The sequence below is a fragment of the Streptomyces sp. NPDC050535 genome (genome assembly GCF_044457665.1).
Taxonomy (GTDB): domain Bacteria; phylum Actinomycetota; class Actinomycetes; order Streptomycetales; family Streptomycetaceae; genus Streptomyces.
Window position 1 is genome coordinate 74,792 of sequence record NZ_JBITHE010000002.1, and the last position, 22,283, is coordinate 97,074.

The window sequence follows — 22,283 nt, forward strand, 5'->3', positions numbered from 1 at the left end:
CGGTGAGGGTGTGACAGTCGAGCGCCGCCGGAGGTCACGGGACCAGACTGTCCAGCGGAACGCGCGGGTCGCCGAGCGCCTCGGTGTCCACCCGGGCCCGGGATCGGATGAGCTGCTGGATGGGCTCCGTGACGTCCCACACATTCACGTTCATCCCGGCCAGCACCCGTCCCTCCTTCACCCAGAAGGCGATGAACTGCCGCTTGCCCGCGTCTCCACGGATCACCACTTGGTCGTACGTCCCCGGGGGCGCCCAGCCCGAGTACTCGAGCCCGATGTCGTACTGGTCGGAGAAGAAATAGGGCACCCGGTCGTACGTCAGCTCGCGGCCCAGCATCGCGTGGGCCGCCGCCGGGCCGCCGTTGAGGGCGTTGGCCCAGTGCTCGACGCGCAGCCGGGTGTCGAAGAGCGTGTGGTGGAAGGAGGCGACGTCACCGGCCGCGTGGATGTCGGGGTCGGAGGTGCGCAGCCGTTCGTCGACCGCGATGCCGCCGCCGTGCGCCCGGTCGGCGATCTCCAGGCCCGCGGCCTCGGCGAGGCCGGTGCGCGGGGCGGCGCCGATCGCGGCGAGGACGTCGTGCGCGGGGTGTTCCTCGCCGTCGTCGGTGCGGGCGGCGAGGACCAGGCCGTCCTGGCCGACGATCTCGGTGAGGCGGGCGCCGAAGTGGAAGCGGACGCCGTGCTCGCGGTGCAGCTCGGTGAAGAGCTGGCCGAGCTCGGGGCCGAGGACCGAGTGCAGTGGGGTCGCCTCGGGTTCCACGACGGTCACCTCGGCGCCGTACTCGCGCGCCGCCGCCGCGACCTCCAGGCCGATCCAGCCGGCGCCCGCGATCACGATGTGGCCGTTGTCGCGGCCCAGGGCGGCGAGGACGCCCTTGAGCCGCTCGGCGTGGGCCAGCCGGCGCAGGTGGTGGACGCCGGTCAGGTCCGTGCCCGGGACGTCCAGGCGGCGGGGTTCGGAGCCGGTCGCGATGAGGAGTTTGTCGTAGTGCACGAGGGTGCCGTCGTCGCCGAAGCGGACCGTCTTGGCGGTGCGGTCGATGGCGTCGACGGTCTGGCCGAGGTGCAGCTCGATGTCGTTGCGCGCGTACCAGGCGGGTTCGTGCACGAAGACGCTGTCGCGTTCCTCCTTGCCGAGGAGGTAGCCCTTGGAGAGCGGCGGCCGTTCGTAGGGGTGGTCGCGCTCGTCAGAGATCAGTATCACCCGCCCGGTGAACCCCTCCGCTCGGAGCGTCTCGGCCGCCTTCGCTCCGGCCAGTCCTCCTCCGACGATGACGAATGTCTGATCCGCGTCGACCACTTGATGCCTCCTCGTAAGGGTGTCGCCATATGCGAGAGTCCCGCACGCGGCGTGGTGCGGGAAGAGGGTGAGGCCCGATCAGGCCACGCAGGGTCACCCTCCGGGGACACCCGGGGGCCGCGTGGTGAGCCTGAGGTGCAGGGAACGCGCCGAGGCGTCGGTGAGTGAGGCGATGTGGTCGACGATCACGCGCTTGCGTGCCCTGTCGTCCGGGGCCTCGTCGAACAGGGCGCGGAACTGCGGGTCCAGGCCGTCCGGGGCGCGGACGGTGAGCGCCTGCGCCAGCTCGGCGACGACGATCCGCTGGTCGGCGCGGAGCCGCTCCTGCTCGGCGCGCTGCATGACGTACCGGTCGGCGACCGCCTTGAGGACGGCGCACTCGTGCCGTGCGGCGCGCGGGACGACCAGCTCCGCCGCGTACCGAGTGAGCCGGCCGGTGCCGTACGCCGCGCGCGTGGCGCTCTCCGCCGCCAGGCAGAAACGCCCGATGAGCTGGCTGGTGGCGTCCTTCAACCGGGCCTGCGCGACGGCCGATCCGTCGTACCCGTGCGGCCACCAGTCCTGGTCGAGGAGCCGGTCGAGGGCTTCGGAGAGCTCCTGGGGGTCGGTGTCGGCGGGCACGTAACGCCCTATGGCCACGGCGAAGATCTCCCGCCGTTCCGGCTCGGCGTGCAGGCAGTTGGGGTCGATGTGGCCCGCGTGCAGGCCGTCCTCGACGTCGTGCACCGAGTACGCCACGTCGTCCGACCAGTCCATGACCTGGGCCTCGAAGCAGGTACGGGTGCCGGGGGCGCCCTTGCGGATCCAGTCGAAGACGGGCCGGTCGTCCTCGTAGACGCCGAACTTCCGCGAGGTGGGGTCGGTGGGGTGACCGGCGCGCGGCCAGGGGTACTTGGTGGCGGCGTCGAGGGCGGCGCGGGTGAGGTTGAGGCCGACGCTGACGAGTTCGCCGGTCGTGCTGGAGCGGACGAAGTGCTTGGGCTCGATGCGGGTGAGCAGGCGCAGCGACTGCGCGTTGCCCTCGAAGCCTCCGCAGTCGGCGGCGAATTCGTTGAGCGCCTGCTCGCCGTTGTGCCCGAAGGGCGGGTGGCCCAGGTCGTGGGAGAGGCAGGCCGCCTCGACGAGGTCGGGGTCGCAGCCGAGGGCGGCGCCGAGCTCGCGGCCCACCTGGGCACATTCCAGGGAGTGGGTCAGGCGGGTGCGGGGGCTGGCATCCCAGATCTGGCTGCTGGTGCCGGGCGTGACGACCTGGGTCTTGCCCGCGAGGCGGCGCAGCGAGGCGGAGTGCAGTACGCGTGCGCGGTCGCGCTGGAAGGCGGTGCGGCCCGGGCGTTTGTCGGGCTCGAGGGCCCAGCGCTCGACGGCTGTCTCGTCGTACCCGTCCTCGTCGTACCCGTCCTGTCCCTCGGGCGTGGCGTGGTCCTCGTATGCCTGCGGTGCGGTGCCTTCCATGCCCCGACAGTAAACGCAGCCGGTGACAAACGAGGCACCGCTGCCCGAGGGGAGATCGCTTTCAGGCGGTGGCCAGCGCGCGCTCCGCGACGGGCTCGGGGAGCGCGCGGGCCTGGTCGTAGCGGTGCAGGACGAGGCGGGCCATCGCCGGGTGGTCGCCGAGTGGCTCGGCGGTGATCCAGGGAGCGGCCGCGGCGCACTCGGTGGCGAAGCGGCCGGGGGCGGTGAAGTAGGAGGCGACGGCGATCCGGTGGCGGCCCCGGGCGGCCATCGCGCGCACGGCGGCGGGGACGGTGGGCGTGGCGGCGGAGGCGTACGCCGCGAGGACCGGAACGCCCAGGCGCTCGGCGAGGAGGCGGGCGGTGCGGCGGGTGTCGACGGCGGCGTCGGGGGCGCGGGACCCGGCGGCGGCGAGGACGACGCCGCTCGCCCGGCGGTCCGGGTCACTCAGGTGGGTCCGCCAGCCGGCCTCGACGAGCCGCGCGTACAGGGTCTCCACGAGCAGCGGGTGCGGGCCGAGCGGGCCGGCGACGCGCAGGCGGAGCGGGGCGGGGGCGGCCGCCGCGGCCTCGGGGATGTCGCGCCCGACGTGGTGGCCGCGGCTGAGCAGCAGCGGCACGAGGACCGCCTCGCCGGTCCCCTCGGCGTGCAGCGCGGCGAGTGTGTCGGGCAGCAGCGGCTCGTTCAGCTCGATGTGCCCGAGGCGCACGGGCAGGTGAGGGCGCAGCTCCCGGATCCGTTCGATCAGGGTGCGTACGGTGCTCAGCGCGCGTGGGTCGCGGCTGCCGTGCGCCACGAGGACGAGGGCGGGCGGTGCGGGGCGGCGCGCGCCGTTCGGCGCGACGAGGCTGAGCTGACCGCCGAGCCTGCTGGTGATCGCGTTCATGAGTTGCGCCGTACTGTCGAGGTGGGCGCCGTCGAGTGGCCGTGGGCCACCGGGGCTGGACGAGGACTCGTCGCGTGCTGGGTTCGACGCCTTCATGGGCCGATCCTGACGGTACGAGGTTGCCTCGCCGTTGCGCGGGTATGACGGGTCTTTTCCGGGGGTTCACCGCGGGGTGCGGGCGGGTGTGAGCCGCTGTGACCTGCGTCCGCGTGGCGCCGAGTGAAGCTGGTCACGCCGCGGACGTGAACCGGATCACTGTTCGACGCGTCCTCCAGGTCGAGGCCACCTGGGGAGGGACCGCCCGATGCGTCACCTGAAGCTGCCGAAGCCGCGTCTGCCGCGTCTGCGGCTGCCTCGCTTGCGTCTGCCGCGCACGCGTGCCGGGCAACGGCGGGCCGTGCAGGGCGTCGTGCTCCTGTGTGTGCTCGCGCTGCTTCCGGCGACCTGGATGTACGTCGTGACGGGCGACCGGCTGCGGACGGCGGCGGACGCCCCGCGTACCGAGGTGGCCGTCGTCTTCGGCGCCGGTCTGTGGGAGGGCGAACCGTCCCCCTACCTCGCCAACCGCCTCGACGCGGCGGCCGAGCTGTACCGGGCGGGCCGCGTGAAGGTCGTCCTCGTCACCGGCGACAACAGCCGCGAGGACTACGACGAACCGGACGCGATGCGCACGTACCTGACCGAACACGGCGTGCCCGACGGTCACATCGTCAGCGACTACGCGGGCTTCGACACCTGGGACTCCTGCGTGCGCGCCAAGAAGATCTTCGGGGTCGACCGGGCCGTGCTGATCAGCCAGGGCTTCCACATCCGCCGCGCCGTCGCCCTGTGCGAGGCGGCAGGCGTCGAGTCGTACGGCGTGGGCGTCGCCGCCGAACACGACGTGACCTGGTACTACGGGGGCGCCCGGGAGATCCTCGCGGCGGGGAAGGCGGCACTGGACGCGGCGTTCAAGCCCGATCCCCGGTTCCTGGGACCCAAGGAACCGGGGATCGCGCGGGCGTTGGGGACGGAGGGGTAGGGGGACGGGGACCGGCGAGCGGGGGACCGCCTGGCGGCGGGTGCGGGGATACGCAGGTCGCGGGCACGGGGAGCCGACGGGCAGCGGGCGCGGGAGACGCGCAAGTCGCCGGTGCGGGGAGCGGGCAGACGCGGGAACAGACAGGCGGCGGGCGCGGGGGACGCTCGCAGGCAGGGCGGGGGGACCTGCGAGTCGCGGACGCGGGGACCCGGCGGGCACGGGGACCCGGCAGACGGCGGGGGCGGAGGGTGTTCGCGGTCGGCCTCACGGTGGCTGCCGCACCGACGGGAGGTGTTCGGCCCGGCGGTGTAACGCCTGTCGCCTCGCTCCGTAACACTCCCGACGCACGCTGACCGGTATGCAGACCACCGTGACGCCCACCCACTGCCCGTACTGCGCCCTGCAGTGCGGGATGAACCTGACGCCCACGCCCGACGGAGGCGTCGAGGTGACGGAGCGCGCGGACTTCCCGGTGAACCGGGGCGCGCTGTGCGGCAAGGGCCGCACCGCGCCCGCGCTGCTGTCGTCCCGGGTGCGGCTGACCTCGCCGCTGGTCCGGCGGGCGGGCACCCTCGAACCCGCGAGCTGGGACGAGGCGCTCGACCGGATCGCCGAGGGGCTGTCCCGCACGAGGACGGAACACGGCCCGGACGCGTGCGGGGTGTTCGGCGGGGGCGGGCTCACGAACGAGAAGGCGTACGCGCTCGGGAAGTTCGCCCGGGTCGTCCTGCGCACCTCGCAGATCGACTACAACGGGCGTTTCTGCATGTCGTCCGCGGCGGCGGCCGGCATCAAGGCCTTCGGACTCGACCGGGGGCTGCCCTTCCCCCTGGAGGACATCCCGAAGACCGGCTGTGTGATCCTCGTCGGCTCCAACCTCGCCGAGACGATGCCGCCCGCGCTGCGCTACCTCACCGAGCTGAGGGAGAACGGCGGCACGCTCATCGTCATCGACCCGCGCCGCACCCGCACGGCCGAGCAGGCGGATCTGCACCTGGCCCCGCGCCCCGGTACCGACCTGGCGCTCGCGCTGGGGATGCTCCACCTGATCGTGGCGGAGGGGCGCACGGACGAGGCGTACCTCCAGGAACGTACGAGCGGCTGGGAGGAGGCACGGGCGGCGGCGATGGCGCACTGGCCGGAGTACGTCGAACGGATCACGGGGGTGTCCGTGCCCGAACTCCGGGCAGCCGTACGGCTGTTCTGCGCGCCGGAGGCCGCCATGGTGCTGACCGCGCGCGGGCCGGAGCAGCAGTCCAAGGGCACCGACACCGTGGGCGCGTGGATCAACCTCTGTCTGGCGACCGGGCGTTCGGGGCGTCCACTGTCCGGGTACGGCTGCCTCACCGGGCAGGGCAACGGCCAGGGCGGGCGCGAACACGGCCAGAAGGCCGACCAGTTGCCCGGGTACCGCAAGCTGACCGATCCCGCGGCGCGCCGCCATGTGGCCGAGGTGTGGGGCGTCGACCCGGACTCGCTGCCGGGGCCCGGGCGCAGCGCGTACGAACTCCTCGACGCGATGGGTACGGACATCCGCTCGCTGCTGCTGATGGGCTCGAACCCGGTGGTGTCCGCGCCCCGGGCCGCCCACATCGAACAGCGCCTGAAGTCACTGGACTTCCTCGCCGTCGCCGACGTCGTCCTCTCCGAGACGGCCGCCCTCGCCGACGTCGTCCTCCCGGTCACCCAGTGGGCCGAGGAGACGGGCACCACGACCAGCCTGGAGGGCCGCGTCCTGCTGCGCCGCCGGGCCATCACTCCTCCCGACAACGTACGCAGCGACCTGGACGTCCTGCACGAACTGGCCGCCCGGCTGGGCGTGGAGAAGGGCTTCCCCAAGGATCCGGAGGAGGTCTTCGAGGAGTTGCGCAGGGCCAGCGCGGGCGGCCCTGCGGACTACTCCGGGATCACCTACCGGCGACTGGCGGAGGAGTCGGGGGTGTTCTGGCCCTGCCCGGGGGGTGAGGCGGTGGGCGCCGCGGGCGAACCGGCGGCGCACGGTCCAGTGGACCCGGCAGCGGACGAACCCGCGCACCCGGCGGCGGGTCTCGCCGGTGGCGAGGAGAGCCGGGCCGGGGTGCACCCCGGCACTCCGCGGCTCTTTCTCGACCGGTTCGCCACCGAGGACGGGCGGGCGCGGTTCGTGTCGGTGTCCCATCGGCCGGCGGCCGAGGAGCCGGACGAGGAGTACCCGGTGCTGCTGACCACCGGGCGGGTGGTCGCCCAGTACCAGTCGGGTGCCCAGACGCGTCGCGTCGACGAGCTGAACGCCGCGGCGCCCGGACCGTTCGTGGAGATGCACCCGCGGCTGGCCGCGCGGGTGGGGGCGGGCGAGGGCGATCCCGTCGCCGTGGTCTCCCGGCGCGGACGCGCCGTCGCACCGGCCCGGATCACCCGCGCCATCCGGCCCGACACCGTCTTCATGCCCTTCCACTGGCCGGGCGAGGGCCGCGCCAACAACCTGACCAACCCGGCCCTCGACCCGACCTCACGGATGCCGGAGTTCAAGACGTGCGCGGTGCGGGTGGAGTCGCTCGCACCCGGTGCCCCCGCTCCGGAATCACCGGCCTGAGCCGGGTCGGTCAGTTCCCGGGCGAACGTGCCACGCGGAACCCCACGTCGTCGACCTGGAAGGTCGGGTGGCTGCGGCGTCGTACGGAGGAGCGGCAGCTCCAGTGCTCGTCGAACCAACCGCCGCCGCGCAGGACGCGGTAGGTGCCGTAGACCTCGGGGTCGTAGATGTCCCAGCACCACTCCCAGACGTTGCCGAGCATGTCGTGCAGGCCCCAGGGGTTGGGGCGTTTGCCGCCCACGGCGTGGAGTCGGTCGTGGGAGTTGTCGCGGTACCAGGCGATCTCGTCGAGCGGTCCGTAGCGGGGGCCGGTCGTGCCGGCGCGGCAGGCGTGCTCCCACTCGGCCTCGGTCGGCAGTCGGTAGCCGTCGGCGGACTCGTTCCACGCGATGTCGGCGATGTCCTTGGCGATGCTCTCGGTGTTCTCCCCGCCCTTCCCGTCCCGCCCGTCCTCGCCCTCGGAGGGGAGTTCGTAGGCGGGTGCGAGGCCGTCGCGCCGGGACAGGGCGTTGCAGAACCGGACGGCGTCCCACCAGGAGACGCTCTCGACGGGGAGGCCGTCTTCGGGGAAGCGGTCCTCCGGGGCCCCGGCTGTCAGCCGGCCGGTGATCTCCGCGTACAACTCTCGCGTCACGGGGAACGCCGCGAGCCGGTAGGGCGCGAGTTCGACCGACCAGGTGCGCTGGGTGCGGCGGTCGGAGAGCCGGACCTGCCCCGGTGGGACGGCGATCATGTGGTCGTAACCTGCGCGCGTGTCCATGGACGGGCCATCCTATCGACGTGCCGGCGCCTCGCCCCTCTCGGGCAACGGGCCTGTGCCTTCCGGGCGTTGGCGGTCACCCCGCCTTCGCCGGGTCAATGCCGTACAGGGCGGCGGCTGTTACCGCCTGCCGAACATCGCAGGCCCGCTGTTCGTCCGCCGGAGCGGCCCACAGCGGTATCAGGCGGGACGCGGTGGACGAGGAGTCCATCCGCAGGTAGTGGCAGGCACCGTTGACGCGCAGGGCGAGGACGTACACGTCGGCGCCGACGGCCTGGCCGGACAGCTTGGTCACGGTGTCCGCGACGGCCACCAGCCCTCGGTCCCGCAGAAAGTCCGTGGCTCCCTGCGGGGTGTGCGGGTATCCGTCGGCCGCCATGGCCCGGTACGCGTGCGCGCCGGTGGACCGCTGTGCGAGCAGCACGCCCAGTTCTGCGGCGAGGCTGCCGGGCCTGCCGTCGGTCCGCGAGGCCGGGCAGGTCATCGCGGACCTCTTCACGCTGTACGCGCCGAGGCCGAACGTGTAGCGGTAGCAGCGGACGGGATAGGCGGCCGGGTCGACGGTCTCCGCGCCGGGCGGCACCAGTCCCAGCACCACCTGCGCGGTGTGCACGCTCGCGCCGGGCGACCCGCCCTTCGCCGTACCGGCGCTGAGCAGCGCCCCGCCGTGTTCCTGGACCTGGGCGACGATCGTGCCCTCGGTGAACTGGCCACCGTAGGTCTTTCCCCCCGAGTAGAAACCGGCGGTCAGGTCCTCGCGGAGGTCCTGGGCCAGCTCTGCGGCCTGGGCGTCGACGGCGGACGTGTCCGGAGCGGTGAACCTCTGGTAGAGCAGGGTGCAGGCCACGCCCGTCGCCCCGGCGACGAGCGCTGTAGCCGCGAACAGCAGGGCCCGCACCACGGGACCGCGCCCGAGCCCGCGCTCACGCGCCGGGCCGGCACCGGACCGCGGATCCCGCTGAGCTTCCGCGACGTGCGTCGTCATGGTTGTTCCCCCCTGCCAGTAAGCGGGCCACGGGCCCTCTCGGCTCACCTGCCGCTGCCGCCGCATACTGCCAGTTGGCCGTTACACACATGCGGGCGGGCACCCGAGCCGAACCGGTCGGCCAGGGCGCCCGCCCCACGCTCACCCCACATAAGGGCGCTTACTCCTCGCCTCCCGCAACGCCCTTGCCCACCAGGCGAGCTGACTGAGCATCACCTCGGCAGCCGCCGCCGGGCCCGCGGAGTCCCGGGGGTGCCCCTCCTCGTCGAACGCCGCACCCGCGCCGTGGAACGACACCGTGTCGCGCACCGTCACGGCGTGGAGTTCGGCGAAGACCTGGCGGAGGTGTTCGGCGGCACGGAGGCCACCGGCGAGGCCGCCGTAGGAGACGAGGGCGACGGGCTTGGCGCGCCACTCGGTGTAGTGCCAGTCGATCAAATTCTTCAGGCCCGCGGGGAAGGAGTGGTTGTACTCGGGCGTGAGGACGACGAACGCGTCGGCGGCGGCCAGGGCGGGGGTGACCTTGGCCAGTTCGGCCGCCGCCCCGGGGGTCCTCGACATCGTCGTCGGGAGAAGGACCGAGGCGACGTCGACGACCTCGGGCAGGAAGTCCTCGCGCTCGCGGATCCGGCCGAGCAGCCAGTCGGCCACGACGGGACCGAAGCGGCCCTCGCGGTTGCTGCCCAGGACGACGGCGACCCGTACGGGGGTCTCGGACTCCGCGAGGGAGACGGCTTCCGGATCGGGGGCGGGCGCCGAGGCGTCGCGGGCGGACGCGGGCACATCGGGGGCCGGCGCGGGGGCAGGGGAATCAGCTGTTGATGTCTTCATGACAGCCAGCCTCATACCTCAACCTTTGTCGAGGTCAAGCCCGGCTCGCGAAGCGAAACGGGACAGGGACAGGGACAGCGCCCGCGCCCCCTCGGCGCTCCCTCCTTGGACACTCCCCCCCCACCCCGCCCCCGGTCACCCGTTCACACCCCCGCCCCGCCGCCCTTCGGGTTCTTTTCCGGGACGCCCCGTCGCACCCCGGTGACCTGCCGGAATGCCGGCGAACCCACCCGTCCGGGTCCTCCGTCCGACACCCGTTCACATCATTTCTGACGTTCCATCAGGAAGCGGGCGCGGCCATGTGCCACTTACCTCGTAAGGGCAGGGGCACGACCGACGCAGCGGCACTTGGGGGTGTCGCCGGCCGCGCCCCCTCGGAGGAGCAAGCAACCATGCGACGCACAGCCCGTCTGGTGACCGGTACCGCGCTCGCCGTCGCCGCCGCGGGCCTCGCCGCCGCGCCCGCGTACGGCGGGGACACCGGCGGCCTCGAGGTGTACCCGTCCACCGTCGTACCCGGCGGTGACGTCACGGTGAACACGGCCGCGTGCGGCGCGGGCGGCACGGGCGACGCCAGCGCGGTGGGCGCGGGCACGTTCACGCTGGCGCCCAGCGCACACGAGGAGGACGTGATCGGACGGTTCCGGGTGCCGCCGAGCGCGCAGCCGGGGACGTACGAGATCGTCGCGAAGTGCCCGGGCGGCCGGCAGGTCAAGGGAGACCTGATGGTGACCCTGACGTCCACGCGCGAACCGGTCAGTCCGCGCGGACATGTGAAGACGGGGGTCGGCGGCGCACTCGGCCCCGACCCCGTGCAGACCGCGGCGGGAGTGGCGGCGCTGGCCGTCGCCGCCGCGGGCGGTACCTGGCTCCTGCATCGCCGGGCGAGAGGCGACGGGATCTGACGGACACCCTCCGCTGTCCGTCCGCCGGTACCGCAGTCCTCTCCCCCTCCGTGGCCCGACGCCCCTCGCGGCCCGGAGGGGGAAGGGGACCACTCCGACTCCGAGAGGACACCCGAGAGGAGGCCGCACGTGCGCAGCCGGGTCAGCAACATCGCCATAGCCTCCGTCACCGCCCTCGCCCTCTGCTCCGGCGCGTGGCTGCTGCGCAGCGGCGCCGAGACGCACCCGCCGCCCCAGCCGTCGGCCGCGCAGGCGGGCGCCGGGGAGCCGGCCGGGAGATCCGCGAGAGCACCCGCGGCACGGGCGCTGCCGCACTCCCCGCCCGACCGCGTCCGCATCCCCTCGATCCACGTGAACGCCCCGCTGATGGGCCTCGGCCTCACCCCGCAGGGCAGCCTGGACGTCCCGCCCGCCGCGAAGAAGAACCTCGCCGGCTGGTACGAGGCGGGCACCACCCCCGGGGAAACGGGCACCGCCATCGTCGCCGGGCACGTCGACAACGCCGAGGGCCCCGCCGTCTTCTACGACCTCGGCGCCCTGAAGAAGGGCAGCCGCATCGAGGTGGAGCGGCGCGACGGCGGTACGGCCGTCTTCACCGTCGACGCCATCGAGGTGTACGACGCCCACGACTTCCCCGACGAGAAGGTCTACGGCGCCGCGCACCGGCCCGAACTGCGCGTCATCACCTGCGGCGGCGGGTACTCGAAGGCGACGGGATACCAGGGGAACGTGGTCGTCTTCGCCCACCTCACCGGCAGCCACTGAGACGCCGCACGCGGACGCTCGGACGGTTCACACGGACCAACGGACGGCTCACGCGATCCACTCCTGGTACGCCAGATTCGCCACCAGCGCGAACACCACCGTCAGCAGCACGACCCGTACGAACCCGCTCCCCTTCTTGAGCGCCGTGTGCGCCCCGGCCATGCCGCCGACCAGGTTGAAGACCGCCATCAGGGCGGCCAGCTGCCAGAACACCGTGCCCTTCCAGGCGAAGGTCGCGAGGGCGCCCACGTTGGTGCAGCAGTTGACGATCTTGGCGGTGGCGGAGGCGGTCACCAGGTCGAGGTGGAGGAGCGCGGTGAGGGCGAGCACGAGGAACGTGCCCGTGCCGGGGCCGATCAGCCCGTCGTAGAAGCCGATGCCGAGGCCCGCGAGTCCGATCGCGGCGAGTACGCGGCGCGGCGGGACCGGGGTCGTCGAGGGTGCCGTGCCGAAGGCCGGTTTGAAGAGGACGAAGGCTCCGACGCCGAGCAGGACGACCATGACGACGGGCTTCAGCACGTCGGTGCTCATGCCCGCCGCGACGAACGCCCCCGCCGTGGAACCCGCGAGCGCCGCGAGCCCGATCCGTACGGCCGTGCCCACGTCCACCGGCGCCTTGCGCGCGTAGGTCACCGCCGCGCCGGTGGTTCCGACGATCGCGACCGCCTTGTTCGTGCCGAGCGCGTACGCGGCCGAGGTGCCGCCCGGCAGTCCGAGCAGCAGCGCGGGAAGCAGGAGCAGCCCGCCACCGCCCACCACCGCGTCGATCCAGCCGGCCGCGAGCGAGGCGACGCAGAGGACGACGACCATGGTCAGCGATATGTCGGGCATGATCACGACCCTATGGACGGGATGGATGTGCCGTCCATGGGTCTCGGGAAGCTTGAGGGTCTTCTGAGGTTGGGGTTCGGCCCGCCGGGAATCGATCGTGCCCGCACGGGGACCGGGGGTTCGGTCGGCCCCGCCCCGAAACCCTCACACCCGGCCTCGGCCGTCGCTGAGCGCAGCGTTCCCCCCGGGAAACAGCCGGGATGCGGCCGGGTAACACCGGCACCGCACGCTGCGGTCATGACCTCGAATACGCGTGTGGTGGTGATCGGCGCCGGGCTCGCGGGCGTACGGCTCGCCCGGCGGCTGGGTGAACTCGGTGCCGTGGGGCCCGAGGGCCCCGGCGTGTCCGTCACGCTCGTCGGCGACGAGGAGCACCGCCCGTACAACCGGGTCCTGCTCGCCGAGGTACTGGCGGGCCGGTACGCGCCCGAAGTGATCGCCCTGCCCGCGCCGGACGGGCTGACCCGGGCGAAGGTCACCGGCATCGACCGCGCCGCGCGCACGCTGAAGTGCGCCGACGGCTCGGAGATCGCCTACGACACGCTGGTCCTCGCGACCGGTTCGAACCCCGTACTCCCGCCCCTGCGCGGCCTGTTCGCGACCCTCGCGGAACCGGGCCGGCACGAACTCCCCGAGGGCGTGCACGCGTTCCGCACCATGGACGACTGCCTGAGCCTGTCGAAGGCGGTACGGCGGGGTGTCCGCGCGGTGGTGATCGGCGGCGGTCTCCTCGGTGTCTCCGCCGCCCGCGCGCTGGCGGCGCGCGGCGCCCAGGTGGTGCTGGCCCAGCAGGGCGAGCGGCTCATGGAGCGCCAGCTCGATCCGTCGGCGTCCCGGCTGGTCCGGCGGCATCTCACCGACCTGGGCGTCGAGGTGCACACCGAGTGCCGGGTGCGTGACGTGCGCTGCGTCGGCGGCGCGGTGCGCTCGGTCGAGATGGCCGACGGGTACGCGCTCGACGCCGACCTCGTCGTCCTCGCCTGCGGGGTGCACCCTCGCGTGGGTCTCGCGCGGGACGCCGGGCTCGCCGTCCACAAGGGCGTCCTCGTCGACGACGAACTGCGTACCTCCGACCCGCACATCCGGGCCGTCGGGGACTGCGCGCAGCACGCGGGCACGGTGTACGGGCTGGCGACTCCCGCACTCGAACAGGCCGACGTACTGGCGGAGTTGATCGCCGGTGACGCGGGCGTCCGGTACACGGGCACGCGCTCGGTCACCCGGCTCACGCTGGCCGGACCCGACTTCCTCGACCTCGCCGCCTTCGGCGAACCCGACGCCCGCCCCGGCGACGACGTGGTCCAGCTCGCCGACGCGACCCGCGGTACGTACCGCAAGGTCGTCGTCCGCGACGACCGCGTGGTCGGCGGCGTACTCGTAGGCGAACTCGGCACCGTCGGCGCGCTCGCCCGCGCCTGGGAGGGAGCCGAACCGCTCCCCGCGGACGGCGCACCGCTGCTCCACCTGCTCACCAACGACGGAGGCTCCTGATGCACACGGACACGACGAAGGCGGCGAACGCGATGACGGCGGCGCACGCGACCGACGGGATCGGGTCCGCGCACACCCTCGCGACCGACGGCAACGGGTCGGCGTCCGCGTCCGCGTCCGCGCACACCATCGTGCTGGTCGGCCACGGCATGGTGGGCCAGCGTTTCCTCGAAGCGCTGGCCGGGCGCGGGCTGACCGCCACGCACCGTGTGGTCGTGCTGTGCGAGGAGCCCCGCCCGGCCTACGACCGGGTCCAGCTCACCTCGTACTTCTCGGGCCGTACACCGGACGAACTCTCCCTCACCGACCGTGAGTTCATTGCCGAGCACGGTATCGAGCTGCACCTCGGCGACCCGGCCGAGACGGTCGACCGGGAGGCGCGGACGGTGACGGCCCGCTCCGGTCTCGTGGTCGCGTACGACACCCTCGTGCTGGCCACCGGCTCCTACCCCTTCGTCCCTCCCGTCCCGGGCAAGGACGCCGAGGGCTGCTTCGTGTACCGCACGATCGAGGACCTGCTCGCCATCGAGGAGTACGCGAAGGCGCGTGCCACCACGGGTGCCGTCGTGGGCGGCGGGCTGCTGGGGCTTGAGGCCGCCGGCGCGCTCAAGGGGCTCGGACTGACCACGCACATCGTGGAGTTCGCGCCGCGCCTGATGCCGGTGCAGGTCGACGACGGCGGCGGCACGGCGCTGCTGCGCACCATCGAGAACATGGGCCTGTCCGTGCACACGGGCACCGGCACACAGGAGATCGTCGTCGGCGACGACGGCGCCGTCTCCGGCATGAAGCTGTCCGACGGCTCCCAACTCGCCACGGATCTCGTGGTGTTCTCGGCGGGTGTGCGCCCGCGCGACCAACTGGCCCGCGAAACGGGCCTCACGGTCGGTGAGCGCGGCGGAATCTCGGTCGACGAGCAGTGCCGCACCTCGGACCCGCGGGTGTTCGCGATCGGCGAGTGCGCGCTGGCGGCGGACGGCCGGGTGTACGGACTGGTCGCGCCGGGCTACGAGATGGCGGAGACGGCCGCCGCCACGATCGCCGCGGACGACGCGAGCTTCACGGGCGCCGACCTCTCCACCAAGCTCAAGCTCCTCGGCGTCGACGTCGCGTCCTTCGGCGACGCGCACGGCGCCACCGCGGACTGCCTGGACGTCGTCTACTCCGACTCACGCTCCGGGACGTACAAGAAGCTGGTCATCGGCCGTGGCGGCGAACTGCTGGGCGGGATCCTGGTCGGCGACGCCGACGCGTACGGCACCCTGCGCGCCTTCACGGGGTCGGTCCCGCCGATCGCCCCCGAGCAACTGGTCCTCCCGGCGGGCGCGGGCGCCCCGGTCGCCCTCGGCCCCTCCGCGCTCCCCGACTCCGCCGTCATCTGCTCCTGCCACAACGTCACCAAGGGCACGATCCGCGGCGCGGTCACCGAGCACTCCTGCACCACCGTGCCCGAGGTAAAGAAGTGCACCAAGGCCGGGACGGGCTGCGGCAGTTGTGTGAAGGTCCTCGGGCAGCTCGTCAACGACGAGCTGGAGGCGAGCGGCGTCGAGGTCGACCACGGCCTGTGCGGCTGCTTCGGGCAGACCCGCGAGCAGCTCTACGAGATCGTCCTCGCCCTCCGCGTCACCTCGCACCAGATCCTCCTGGACCGCTACGGCCGCGAGGGCGCCCGGGGCGGCGACGGCTGCGAGATCTGCAAGCCCGCCGTCGGCTCCATCATCGCCTCGCTCGCCCCGACGATCGGCGCGAACGGCTATGTCCTGGAGGGCGAACAGGCCGCGCTCCAGGACACCAACGACCACTTCCTCGCCAACCTCCAGCGGAACGGCTCCTATTCGATCGTGCCGCGCATCCCCGGCGGCGAGATCAACCCCGAGAAACTGATCGTGATCGGCGAGGTGGCCCGGGACTTCGGCCTCTACACCAAGATCACCGGCGGTCAGCGCATCGACATGTTCGGCGCGCGGGTCGAGCAACTGCCGCTGATCTGGTCCCGGTTGGTGGACGCGGGCTTCGAGTCGGGGCACGCGTACGGGAAGTCGCTGCGCACGGTGAAGTCCTGTGTGGGCCAGACCTGGTGCCGTTACGGCGTCCAGGACTCGGTCCGCATGGCCATCGACCTGGAGTTGCGCTACCGAGGGCTCCGCTCCCCGCACAAGCTCAAGTCGGCCGTCTCCGGGTGTGCCCGCGAGTGCGCCGAGGCCCAGTCCAAGGACTTCGGCATCATCGCCACCTCGGGCGGCTGGAACCTCTACGTCGGCGGCAACGGCGGCGCGACCCCGCGCCACGCGGACCTCCTCGCACAGGACCTGTCCGACGCCGAACTCGTCCGCCTCATCGACCGGTTCCTGATGTTCTACATCCGCACCGCCGACCGGCTGGAGCGCACCTCCACCTGGCTGGAGCGGATCCCCGGCGGCCTGGACCACGTACGCGATGTGGTCGTGGACGACTCGCTGGGGATCTGCGAGGAGCTGGAGTCGCTGATGGCCGCGCATGTGGCGGGGTACCGCGACGAGTGGGCCGAGACCATCAACGACCCCGAGAAGCTGGCCCGGTTCGTGTCCTTCGTGAACGCCCCCGACACCCCCGACCCGGTCGTCGGCTTCGTCCCCGAGCGCGACCAGATCAAGCCCGACCTGCCGCTGCTGACCATCGGCACCCGCCCCCTGGAAGGAAGCGCCCAGCGATGACCCTGGCCCCCGAGACGACCGCGCTCAAGGTCCAACTCCTGCTGGATGACGGCTGGTTCACGATCTGTGACCTGACCCTGCTGATCCCGGGCCGCGGTGTCGCCGCGCTTCTCCCCGACGGTCGTCAGGTGGCGGTGTTCCGCGACCGCGCGGGCCGCACGTACGCCATCGACAACCGCGACCCGTTCACCGGCGCGGCCGTCCTCTCCCGCGGCCTCACCGGCAGCCACGGGGACCGGGTGTTCGTCGCCTCACCCCTGCTGAAGCAGCGGTTCGACCTGGAGTCGGGGCGCTGCCTGGACGATCCGGAGGTCTCGGTGGCGGTGTACGAGGTGCGCGCGGCCTGAGGCGTCGGGAGAGGTCCGGAGGGCCAGACCCCGGCAAGCCCCGGGGATCAGGCCTTCAAGACGTCGTACGACACCCCCGTCAGCTCCTCCGACGCCTCCCAGAGCCGCTCCCCCGCTACGTCGTCGAGCGTCCACCCGGTCCGCCGGGACCTCGCCGGCGAGCCGCGCCACATCGCGAACGAGGGCCCGGTGAAGGAGTCGGGTGCCACGCCGGGCGCGGTGGCGGCGTACAGCGTGGGCAGCGCCCCGGCCTCGGCGCTCTGGCTGAGGATCCGGGCGCCGAACGCCGTGATCCGCTCCGCGCCCTTGTGGCCCGTCATCCTGGGCCCGGCGGTGTGGAGGTTCGTGTCGGCGTACCCGGGGTGCGCGGCGGCCGCGACGACCTCGGAGCCGATGGCGGCGAGGCGGCGGGCGAGTTCGTGCGTGAAGAGCAGGTTGGCGGTCTTGGAGCGGCCGTAGGCGATCCAACGCCGGTACTGGCGCTTGCTGTTGAGGTCCCGGATGTCGATGTTGGCGAGCGCGTGCATGAAGCTGGAGACGGTCACGACGCGGGCGCCCGGCGTGCCGAGCAGGGCGGGCAGGAGCAGCCCCGTGAGCGCGAAGTGCCCGAGGTGGTTGACGCCGAACTGCGTCTCGAACCCGTCCGCCGTCAGGCCGTACGGCAGCGCCATCACACCGGCGTTGTTGATGAGCAGATCGAGCCGGTCGTATCCGCGCTCGTACGTCGCCGCGAACTCCCGTACGGATTCCAGGTCGCCGAGGTCGAGCCGTACGAACTCGACGTGCGCGCCCGGCACTTCGGCCCTCAGCCGGTCCGCCGCCTCGCTCCCCCGCGCCTCACTGCGGCAGGCGAGGACGACCCTGGCGCCCTTGCGGGCCAGCTCGCGTGCCGTGACGTACCCGATGCCGCTGTTGGCTCCGGTGACGACGGCGGTTCGGCCGCCCTGGTCGGGGATGTCGCCGGCGTTCCAGCCCGTCATGGCCGAACTCCCTCGATGTGTGTGCGGTACCGCGGACTCCGCAGCGTATGCCGCCGGGCGCTACCGGCACCGACCGTCCGCCCCGGCGGCCCGCCACCATCCGCCGCCCACCCGTCACGATTTGTCCATGACACGTCAACTCTGTGCGTCTAGGGTCCATCAGCGCGCGACCCCGCCGTCGACCGGCGGCGGGGCGGTCACGGCCCTCTGGAGCGAGAGTGGAACGTCGTACCCTTCTGCGTGCAGCTGTCCTGGGCGGTTCGTCCGCCGTCCTGGGCGGAACCCTGTGGCGCGGCGCCGCCTATGCCGCACCCGCCCAGCCCGGCACCGGCCCCTACGGCGCACTGGGCGCCGCCGACGCCAACGGCATCCAACTGCCGGCCGGATTCACCAGCCGGGTGATCGCCCGTTCCGGGCAGACGGTCACCGGCACCTCGTACACCTGGCACAGCGCCCCCGACGGCGGTGCCTGCTATGCCGACGGCACGGGCTGGATCTACGTGTCCAACTCGGAGATCAACCCCTCGGGCGGGGCGAGCGCGGTGAGGTTCTCCTCGACCGGCGCGATCACCTCCGCGTACCGGATCCTCTCCAACACCCGGACGAACTGCGCGGGCGGCAAGACCCCGTGGAACACCTGGCTGTCCTGCGAGGAGGTGTCCCTCGGCTACGTCTACGAGACCGACCCGTGGGGTGTGAACGCGGCGGTGCAGCGGCCCGCGATGGGCCGTTTCAAGCACGAGGCGGCCGCCGCCGACCCGGTGCGTCAGGTGATCTACCTGACCGAGGACGAGACCAACGGCCGTTTCTACCGCTTCGTGCCGGCCACCTGGGGCAACCTGTCCTCCGGCACCCTCCAGGTCCTCGTCGCCGGCTCCGCGACCTCCGGCTCCTTCACCTGGGCGAACGTGCCCGACCCGGACGGATCGCCGACGACCACCCGCACCCAGGTCTCCGGTTCGAAGTCCTTCAACGGCGGCGAGGGCTGCCACTACGCCGACAACACGGTCTGGTTCACCACCAAGGGCGACAACCGCGTCTGGCAGCTCAACCTGGCGAACAGCACGTACGAGTTGGCGTACGACGACTCCCTCGTGACGTCCGGCACGGCCCCGCTGACCGGCGTCGACAACATCACCGGCTCCGCCTCCGGCGACCTCTTCGTCGCGGAGGACGGCGGCAACCTGGAGATCTGCGTGATCACTCCGGCCGACGTGATCGCCCCCTTCCTCCGTGTCACGGGCCAGTCCGCCTCGGAGATCACCGGCCCGGCCTTCTCCCCGGACGGCAAACGCCTCTACTTCTCCAGCCAGCGCGGCACCAGCGGCAGCTCGTCGGGCGGCATCACGTACGAGGTGACGGGGCCGTTCCGCTCCTGACCTCCCCGACACAGCCGGAAGGGGCGGCACCCCCGCACAGGGTGCCGCCCCTTCTTCGTGCACCGGGACCGTTGCCGAATCGGTGAGGGTCGGGGTGACCCGGCCGCGGTCCCGGGGGTTTCGGGGGGTCAGCGGTGGTCGCTGCCCGCCGCCGAGGATGCCGCGCGGCCCGCTTCCAGGCGGGCCACCGGGATGCGGAACGGCGAGCAGGAGACGTAGTCGAGTCCTACCTCGTGGAAGAAGTGGACCGACTCCGGGTCGCCGCCGTGTTCGCCGCAGACGCCGAGTTTGAGGTCGGGGCGGGTTGCCCGGCCGGCGACGGAGGCGTCCCGGACGAGCTTGCCGACGCCGTCGCGGTCGATGGTCTCGAAGGGGGAGACGCCGAAGATGCCCTTCTCCAGGTAGGCGGTGAAGAAGGAGGCCTCGACGTCGTCGCGGGAGAAGCCCCAGACCGTCTGGGTGAGGTCGTTGGTGCCGAAGGAGAAGAACTCGGCGGCCTCGGCGATCTGCCCGGCGGTCAGCGCGGCACGCGGGAGTTCGATCATCGTGCCGATGGCGAGCTTGAGGTCGGTGCCCGTCGCGGCCTGGACCTCGGCGATGACCAGGTCGGCCTCGTCGCGGACGATCTCCAGCTCCTGCACGGTGCCGACGAGCGGGATCATGATCTCGGCGCGCGGGTCGGCCTTGGCGTTCTTGCGCTCGGCGGCGGCCTCGGCGATCGCCCTTACCTGCATGGTGAACAGGCCGGGGATGACCAGGCCGAGGCGTACGCCGCGCAGGCCCAGCATCGGGTTCTGCTCGTGCAGGCGGTGGACGGCCTGGAGGAGCCGCAGGTCGTTCTCGTTGGCGTCCTTGCGGGACTCCGCGAGGGCCACCCGGACCGACAGCTCGGTGATGTCCGGCAGGAACTCGTGCAGCGGCGGGTCGAGCAGCCGGACGGTCACGGGCAGGCCGTCCATCGCCTCGAACAGCTCGATGAAGTCCTGCTTCTGGAGCGGCAGCAGCTCCTTCAGCGACTCCTCGCGCTCCGTGTCCGTGTCGGCCAGGATCAGCCGTTCCACCAGCTCGCGGCGGTCGCCGAGGAACATGTGCTCGGTGCGGCACAGCCCGATGCCCTGGGCGCCGAAGCGCCGGGCGCGCAGCGCGTCCTCCGCGTTGTCGGCGTTGGCCCGCACGCGCAGCCGGCGGACCCGGTCCGCGTACGCCATGATCCGGTGCACGGCGGCGACCAGTTCGTCGGCGTCGTCGGCGCCCGCGTGCATCCGGCCCTCGAAGTACTCGACGACCGGGGACGGCACGACCGGAACCTCACCGACGTACACCTTGCCGGTGGAGCCGTCGATCGAGACGACGTCGCCCTCCTCGACCACGACTCCGCCCGGAGCCGTCAACCGCCGCCGCTTGGTGTCGACTTCGAGCTCCTCGGCGCCGCACACACACGTCTTGCCCATGCCCCGCGCGACGACCGCCGCGTGGGAGGTCTTGCCGCCCCGGCTGGTCAGGATGCCCTCGGCGGCGATCATGCCGTCCAGGTCGTCCGGGTTGGTCTCGCGGCGGATCAGGATGACCTTCTCGCCCGAACGCGACCACTTGATCGCGGTGTACGAGTCGAAGACCGCCTTGCCGACCGCGGCGCCAGGCGACGCGGCGATGCCCCGGCCGATCTGCGTGACCTTCCCGCCCACCGAGTCGTCGAAGCGCGGGAACATCAACTGGGCGAGCTGCGCGCCCGTCACCCGCTGGAGCGCCTCGGCCTCGTCGATCAGCCCCTGGTCGACGAGTTGCGTGGCGATCCGGAAGGCCGCGCCCGCCGTGCGCTTGCCCACGCGGGTCTGGAGCATCCACAACTGGCCGCGCTCGATGGTGAACTCGATGTCGCAGAGGTCCTTGTAGTGGTTCTCCAGGGTCTTCATGATCTGCATGAGCTGGTCGTACGACTTCTTGTCGATCTGCTCCAGTTCGGCGAGCGGGACCGTGTTGCGGATGCCCGCGACGACGTCCTCGCCCTGCGCGTTCTGGAGGTAGTCGCCGTACACGCCCTGGTGTCCTGAGGCCGGGTCACGGGTGAACGCGACGCCGGTGCCCGAGTCGGGGCCGAGGTTGCCGAAGACCATCGAACAGACGTTGACCGCCGTGCCGAGGTCGTGCGGGATGCGCTCCTGGCGGCGGTAGAGCTTGGCGCGGTCGGTGTTCCAGGAGTCGAAGACCGCGTGGATGGCGAGGTCCATCTGCTCGCGCGGTTCTTGCGGGAAGTCCCGCCCCGCCTCGGTCTTGACGATCTTCTTGAACTCGGTGACCAGCTTCTTCAGATCGGCCGCTTCGAGATCCGTGTCGACGGCGACCTTCTTGGCGTCCTTCGCCGCCTCCAGCGCGTCCTCGAAGAGGTCGCCGTCGACGCCGAGGACCGTCTTGCCGAACATCTGGATGAGACGGCGGTACGAGTCCCACGCGAAGCGCTCGTCACCGGCCTGCTTGGCGAGGCCCTGAACCGACTGGTCGGAGAGCCCGATGTTCAGAACGGTGTCCATCATGCCGGGCATGGAGAACTTCGCCCCGGAACGGACGGATACGAGCAGAGGGTTATCGGCCTGCCCCAGGGTCTTGCCCATCCGCTGCTCCAGCGCGTCGAGGTGCGCACTCACCTCGTCACGCAGTGCCGCCGGCTCGACGCCGCTGTCGAGGTAGGTCTTGCAGGCCTCGGTGGAGATGGTGAAGCCGGGAGGGACGGGAAGGCCCAGGTTGGTCATCTCGGCGAGGTTCGCACCCTTGCCGCCGAGCAGGTCCTTGAGGTCCCTGTTGCCCTCCGTGAAGTCATAAACGAACTTCACGCTCTCTACCGCGCCCTCGACCGCGCTCTCAGCTACGTGGGGATCTTTGTTTTCCGACACGAGTCTCGACTCCTCGACGTCGCGGTGGCTGCCCTGACGACGGGGAACATACCCAGATCGAAGGCGTCTGGGTACGTCCACTTGCGCGTCATGTGCCTGTAACCACTCGTCCGCCACCAGATCGAAAGTCAAGGCTTGGCAAGCGATGGGGTGGCGATGTTTTCACTTCTTGAACGGGCCCATACCCGTAGGCCCGT

17 protein-coding genes are annotated in these 22,283 nt (G+C 72.2%); 8 read left to right on the forward strand and 9 right to left on the reverse strand.

What is annotated here, in order from left to right; genetic code table 11:
* Positions 1-34: 34 nt before the first annotated feature.
* The 3 genes from ACIBLC_RS05340 to ACIBLC_RS05350 all read right to left on the reverse strand — a co-directional run bounded on the left by ACIBLC_RS05340 (position 35) and on the right by ACIBLC_RS05350 (position 3,734).
* The gene (locus ACIBLC_RS05340) at positions 35-1,300 is read right to left on the reverse strand and encodes an NAD(P)/FAD-dependent oxidoreductase (protein ID WP_399209357.1); all 1,266 of its coding nucleotides are present in this window, start codon (positions 1,298-1,300) and stop codon (positions 35-37) included.
* Between the two features lie 93 nt (positions 1,301-1,393).
* Positions 1,394-2,752, reverse strand: a complete 1,359-nt coding sequence (locus ACIBLC_RS05345) for a deoxyguanosinetriphosphate triphosphohydrolase (RefSeq protein WP_399209358.1) — start codon at positions 2,750-2,752, stop codon at positions 1,394-1,396.
* Positions 2,753-2,813: 61 nt separating this feature from the next.
* Positions 2,814-3,734, reverse strand: coding sequence for a sirohydrochlorin chelatase (locus tag ACIBLC_RS05350; protein ID WP_399209359.1), 921 nt, complete (start codon positions 3,732-3,734; stop codon positions 2,814-2,816).
* 208 nt (positions 3,735-3,942) lie between these two features.
* On the opposite strand from ACIBLC_RS05350, the gene ACIBLC_RS05355 reads away from it, so the two are divergent.
* Positions 3,943-4,659: a vancomycin high temperature exclusion protein gene (locus ACIBLC_RS05355; protein ID WP_399209360.1), complete on the forward strand. Its 717-nt coding sequence runs from the start codon at positions 3,943-3,945 to the stop codon at positions 4,657-4,659.
* 358 nt (positions 4,660-5,017) lie between these two features.
* On the forward strand, positions 5,018-7,231 hold the full coding sequence (locus tag ACIBLC_RS05360; RefSeq protein ID WP_399209361.1) for a molybdopterin oxidoreductase family protein: 2,214 nt from the start codon (positions 5,018-5,020) through the stop codon (positions 7,229-7,231).
* 10 nt (positions 7,232-7,241) lie between these two features.
* Here the strand turns inward: ACIBLC_RS05360 and ACIBLC_RS05365 are convergent, their stop codons facing one another.
* The 3 genes from ACIBLC_RS05365 to ACIBLC_RS05375 form a co-directional block, all read right to left on the reverse strand.
* Positions 7,242-7,991 (reverse strand): formylglycine-generating enzyme family protein, encoded by a 750-nt coding sequence (locus ACIBLC_RS05365; protein WP_399209362.1) that lies wholly within the window; start codon positions 7,989-7,991, stop codon positions 7,242-7,244.
* A gap of 76 nt (positions 7,992-8,067) precedes the next feature.
* Positions 8,068-8,976, reverse strand: a complete 909-nt coding sequence (locus ACIBLC_RS05370) for a hypothetical protein (protein ID WP_399209363.1) — start codon at positions 8,974-8,976, stop codon at positions 8,068-8,070.
* A gap of 141 nt (positions 8,977-9,117) precedes the next feature.
* A complete protein-coding gene (locus ACIBLC_RS05375; RefSeq protein WP_399209364.1) occupies positions 9,118-9,807 on the reverse strand; it encodes an NADPH-dependent FMN reductase in 690 nt (229 codons plus the stop codon).
* Positions 9,808-10,199: 392 nt separating this feature from the next.
* Between ACIBLC_RS05375 and ACIBLC_RS05380 the strand changes: the two genes are divergently transcribed.
* Together ACIBLC_RS05380 and ACIBLC_RS05385 are read left to right on the forward strand one after the other, a co-directional pair.
* Positions 10,200-10,712 carry a hypothetical protein gene (locus ACIBLC_RS05380; protein WP_399209365.1) on the forward strand — a complete coding sequence of 171 codons (513 nt, stop codon included), beginning with the start codon at positions 10,200-10,202 and terminating at the stop codon, positions 10,710-10,712.
* Positions 10,713-10,841: 129 nt separating this feature from the next.
* Positions 10,842-11,477 (forward strand): class F sortase, encoded by a 636-nt coding sequence (locus ACIBLC_RS05385; protein WP_399209366.1) that lies wholly within the window; start codon positions 10,842-10,844, stop codon positions 11,475-11,477.
* A gap of 48 nt (positions 11,478-11,525) precedes the next feature.
* On the opposite strand, the gene ACIBLC_RS05390 is transcribed toward ACIBLC_RS05385, so the two are convergent.
* A complete protein-coding gene (locus tag ACIBLC_RS05390) occupies positions 11,526-12,308 on the reverse strand; it encodes a sulfite exporter TauE/SafE family protein (protein WP_399209367.1) in 783 nt (260 codons plus the stop codon).
* A gap of 237 nt (positions 12,309-12,545) precedes the next feature.
* On the opposite strand from ACIBLC_RS05390, the gene ACIBLC_RS05395 reads away from it, so the two are divergent.
* From ACIBLC_RS05395 to nirD, 3 genes are all read left to right on the forward strand, one after another.
* Positions 12,546-13,799, forward strand: coding sequence for an NAD(P)/FAD-dependent oxidoreductase (locus ACIBLC_RS05395; RefSeq protein ID WP_399209368.1), 1,254 nt, complete (start codon positions 12,546-12,548; stop codon positions 13,797-13,799).
* A gap of 149 nt (positions 13,800-13,948) precedes the next feature.
* Positions 13,949-16,492, forward strand: a complete 2,544-nt coding sequence (nirB, locus tag ACIBLC_RS05400) for a nitrite reductase large subunit NirB (protein ID WP_399209881.1) — start codon at positions 13,949-13,951, stop codon at positions 16,490-16,492.
* Positions 16,489-16,839, forward strand: a complete 351-nt coding sequence (gene nirD / locus ACIBLC_RS05405; protein WP_399209369.1) for a nitrite reductase small subunit NirD — start codon at positions 16,489-16,491, stop codon at positions 16,837-16,839. The genes nirB and nirD overlap by 4 nt, the downstream gene beginning before the upstream one ends.
* Positions 16,840-16,886: 47 nt before the next feature.
* Here the strand turns inward: nirD and ACIBLC_RS05410 are convergent, their stop codons facing one another.
* Positions 16,887-17,819, reverse strand: coding sequence for an oxidoreductase (locus ACIBLC_RS05410; RefSeq protein ID WP_399209370.1), 933 nt, complete (start codon positions 17,817-17,819; stop codon positions 16,887-16,889).
* Positions 17,820-18,037: 218 nt separating this feature from the next.
* On the opposite strand from ACIBLC_RS05410, the gene ACIBLC_RS05415 reads away from it, so the two are divergent.
* Positions 18,038-19,198: an alkaline phosphatase PhoX gene (locus ACIBLC_RS05415; RefSeq protein ID WP_399209371.1), complete on the forward strand. Its 1,161-nt coding sequence runs from the start codon at positions 18,038-18,040 to the stop codon at positions 19,196-19,198.
* Between the two features lie 128 nt (positions 19,199-19,326).
* On the opposite strand, the gene ppdK is transcribed toward ACIBLC_RS05415, so the two are convergent.
* Positions 19,327-22,086, reverse strand: a complete 2,760-nt coding sequence (ppdK, locus tag ACIBLC_RS05420; RefSeq protein ID WP_399209372.1) for a pyruvate, phosphate dikinase — start codon at positions 22,084-22,086, stop codon at positions 19,327-19,329.
* Positions 22,087-22,283 lie beyond the last annotated feature (197 nt).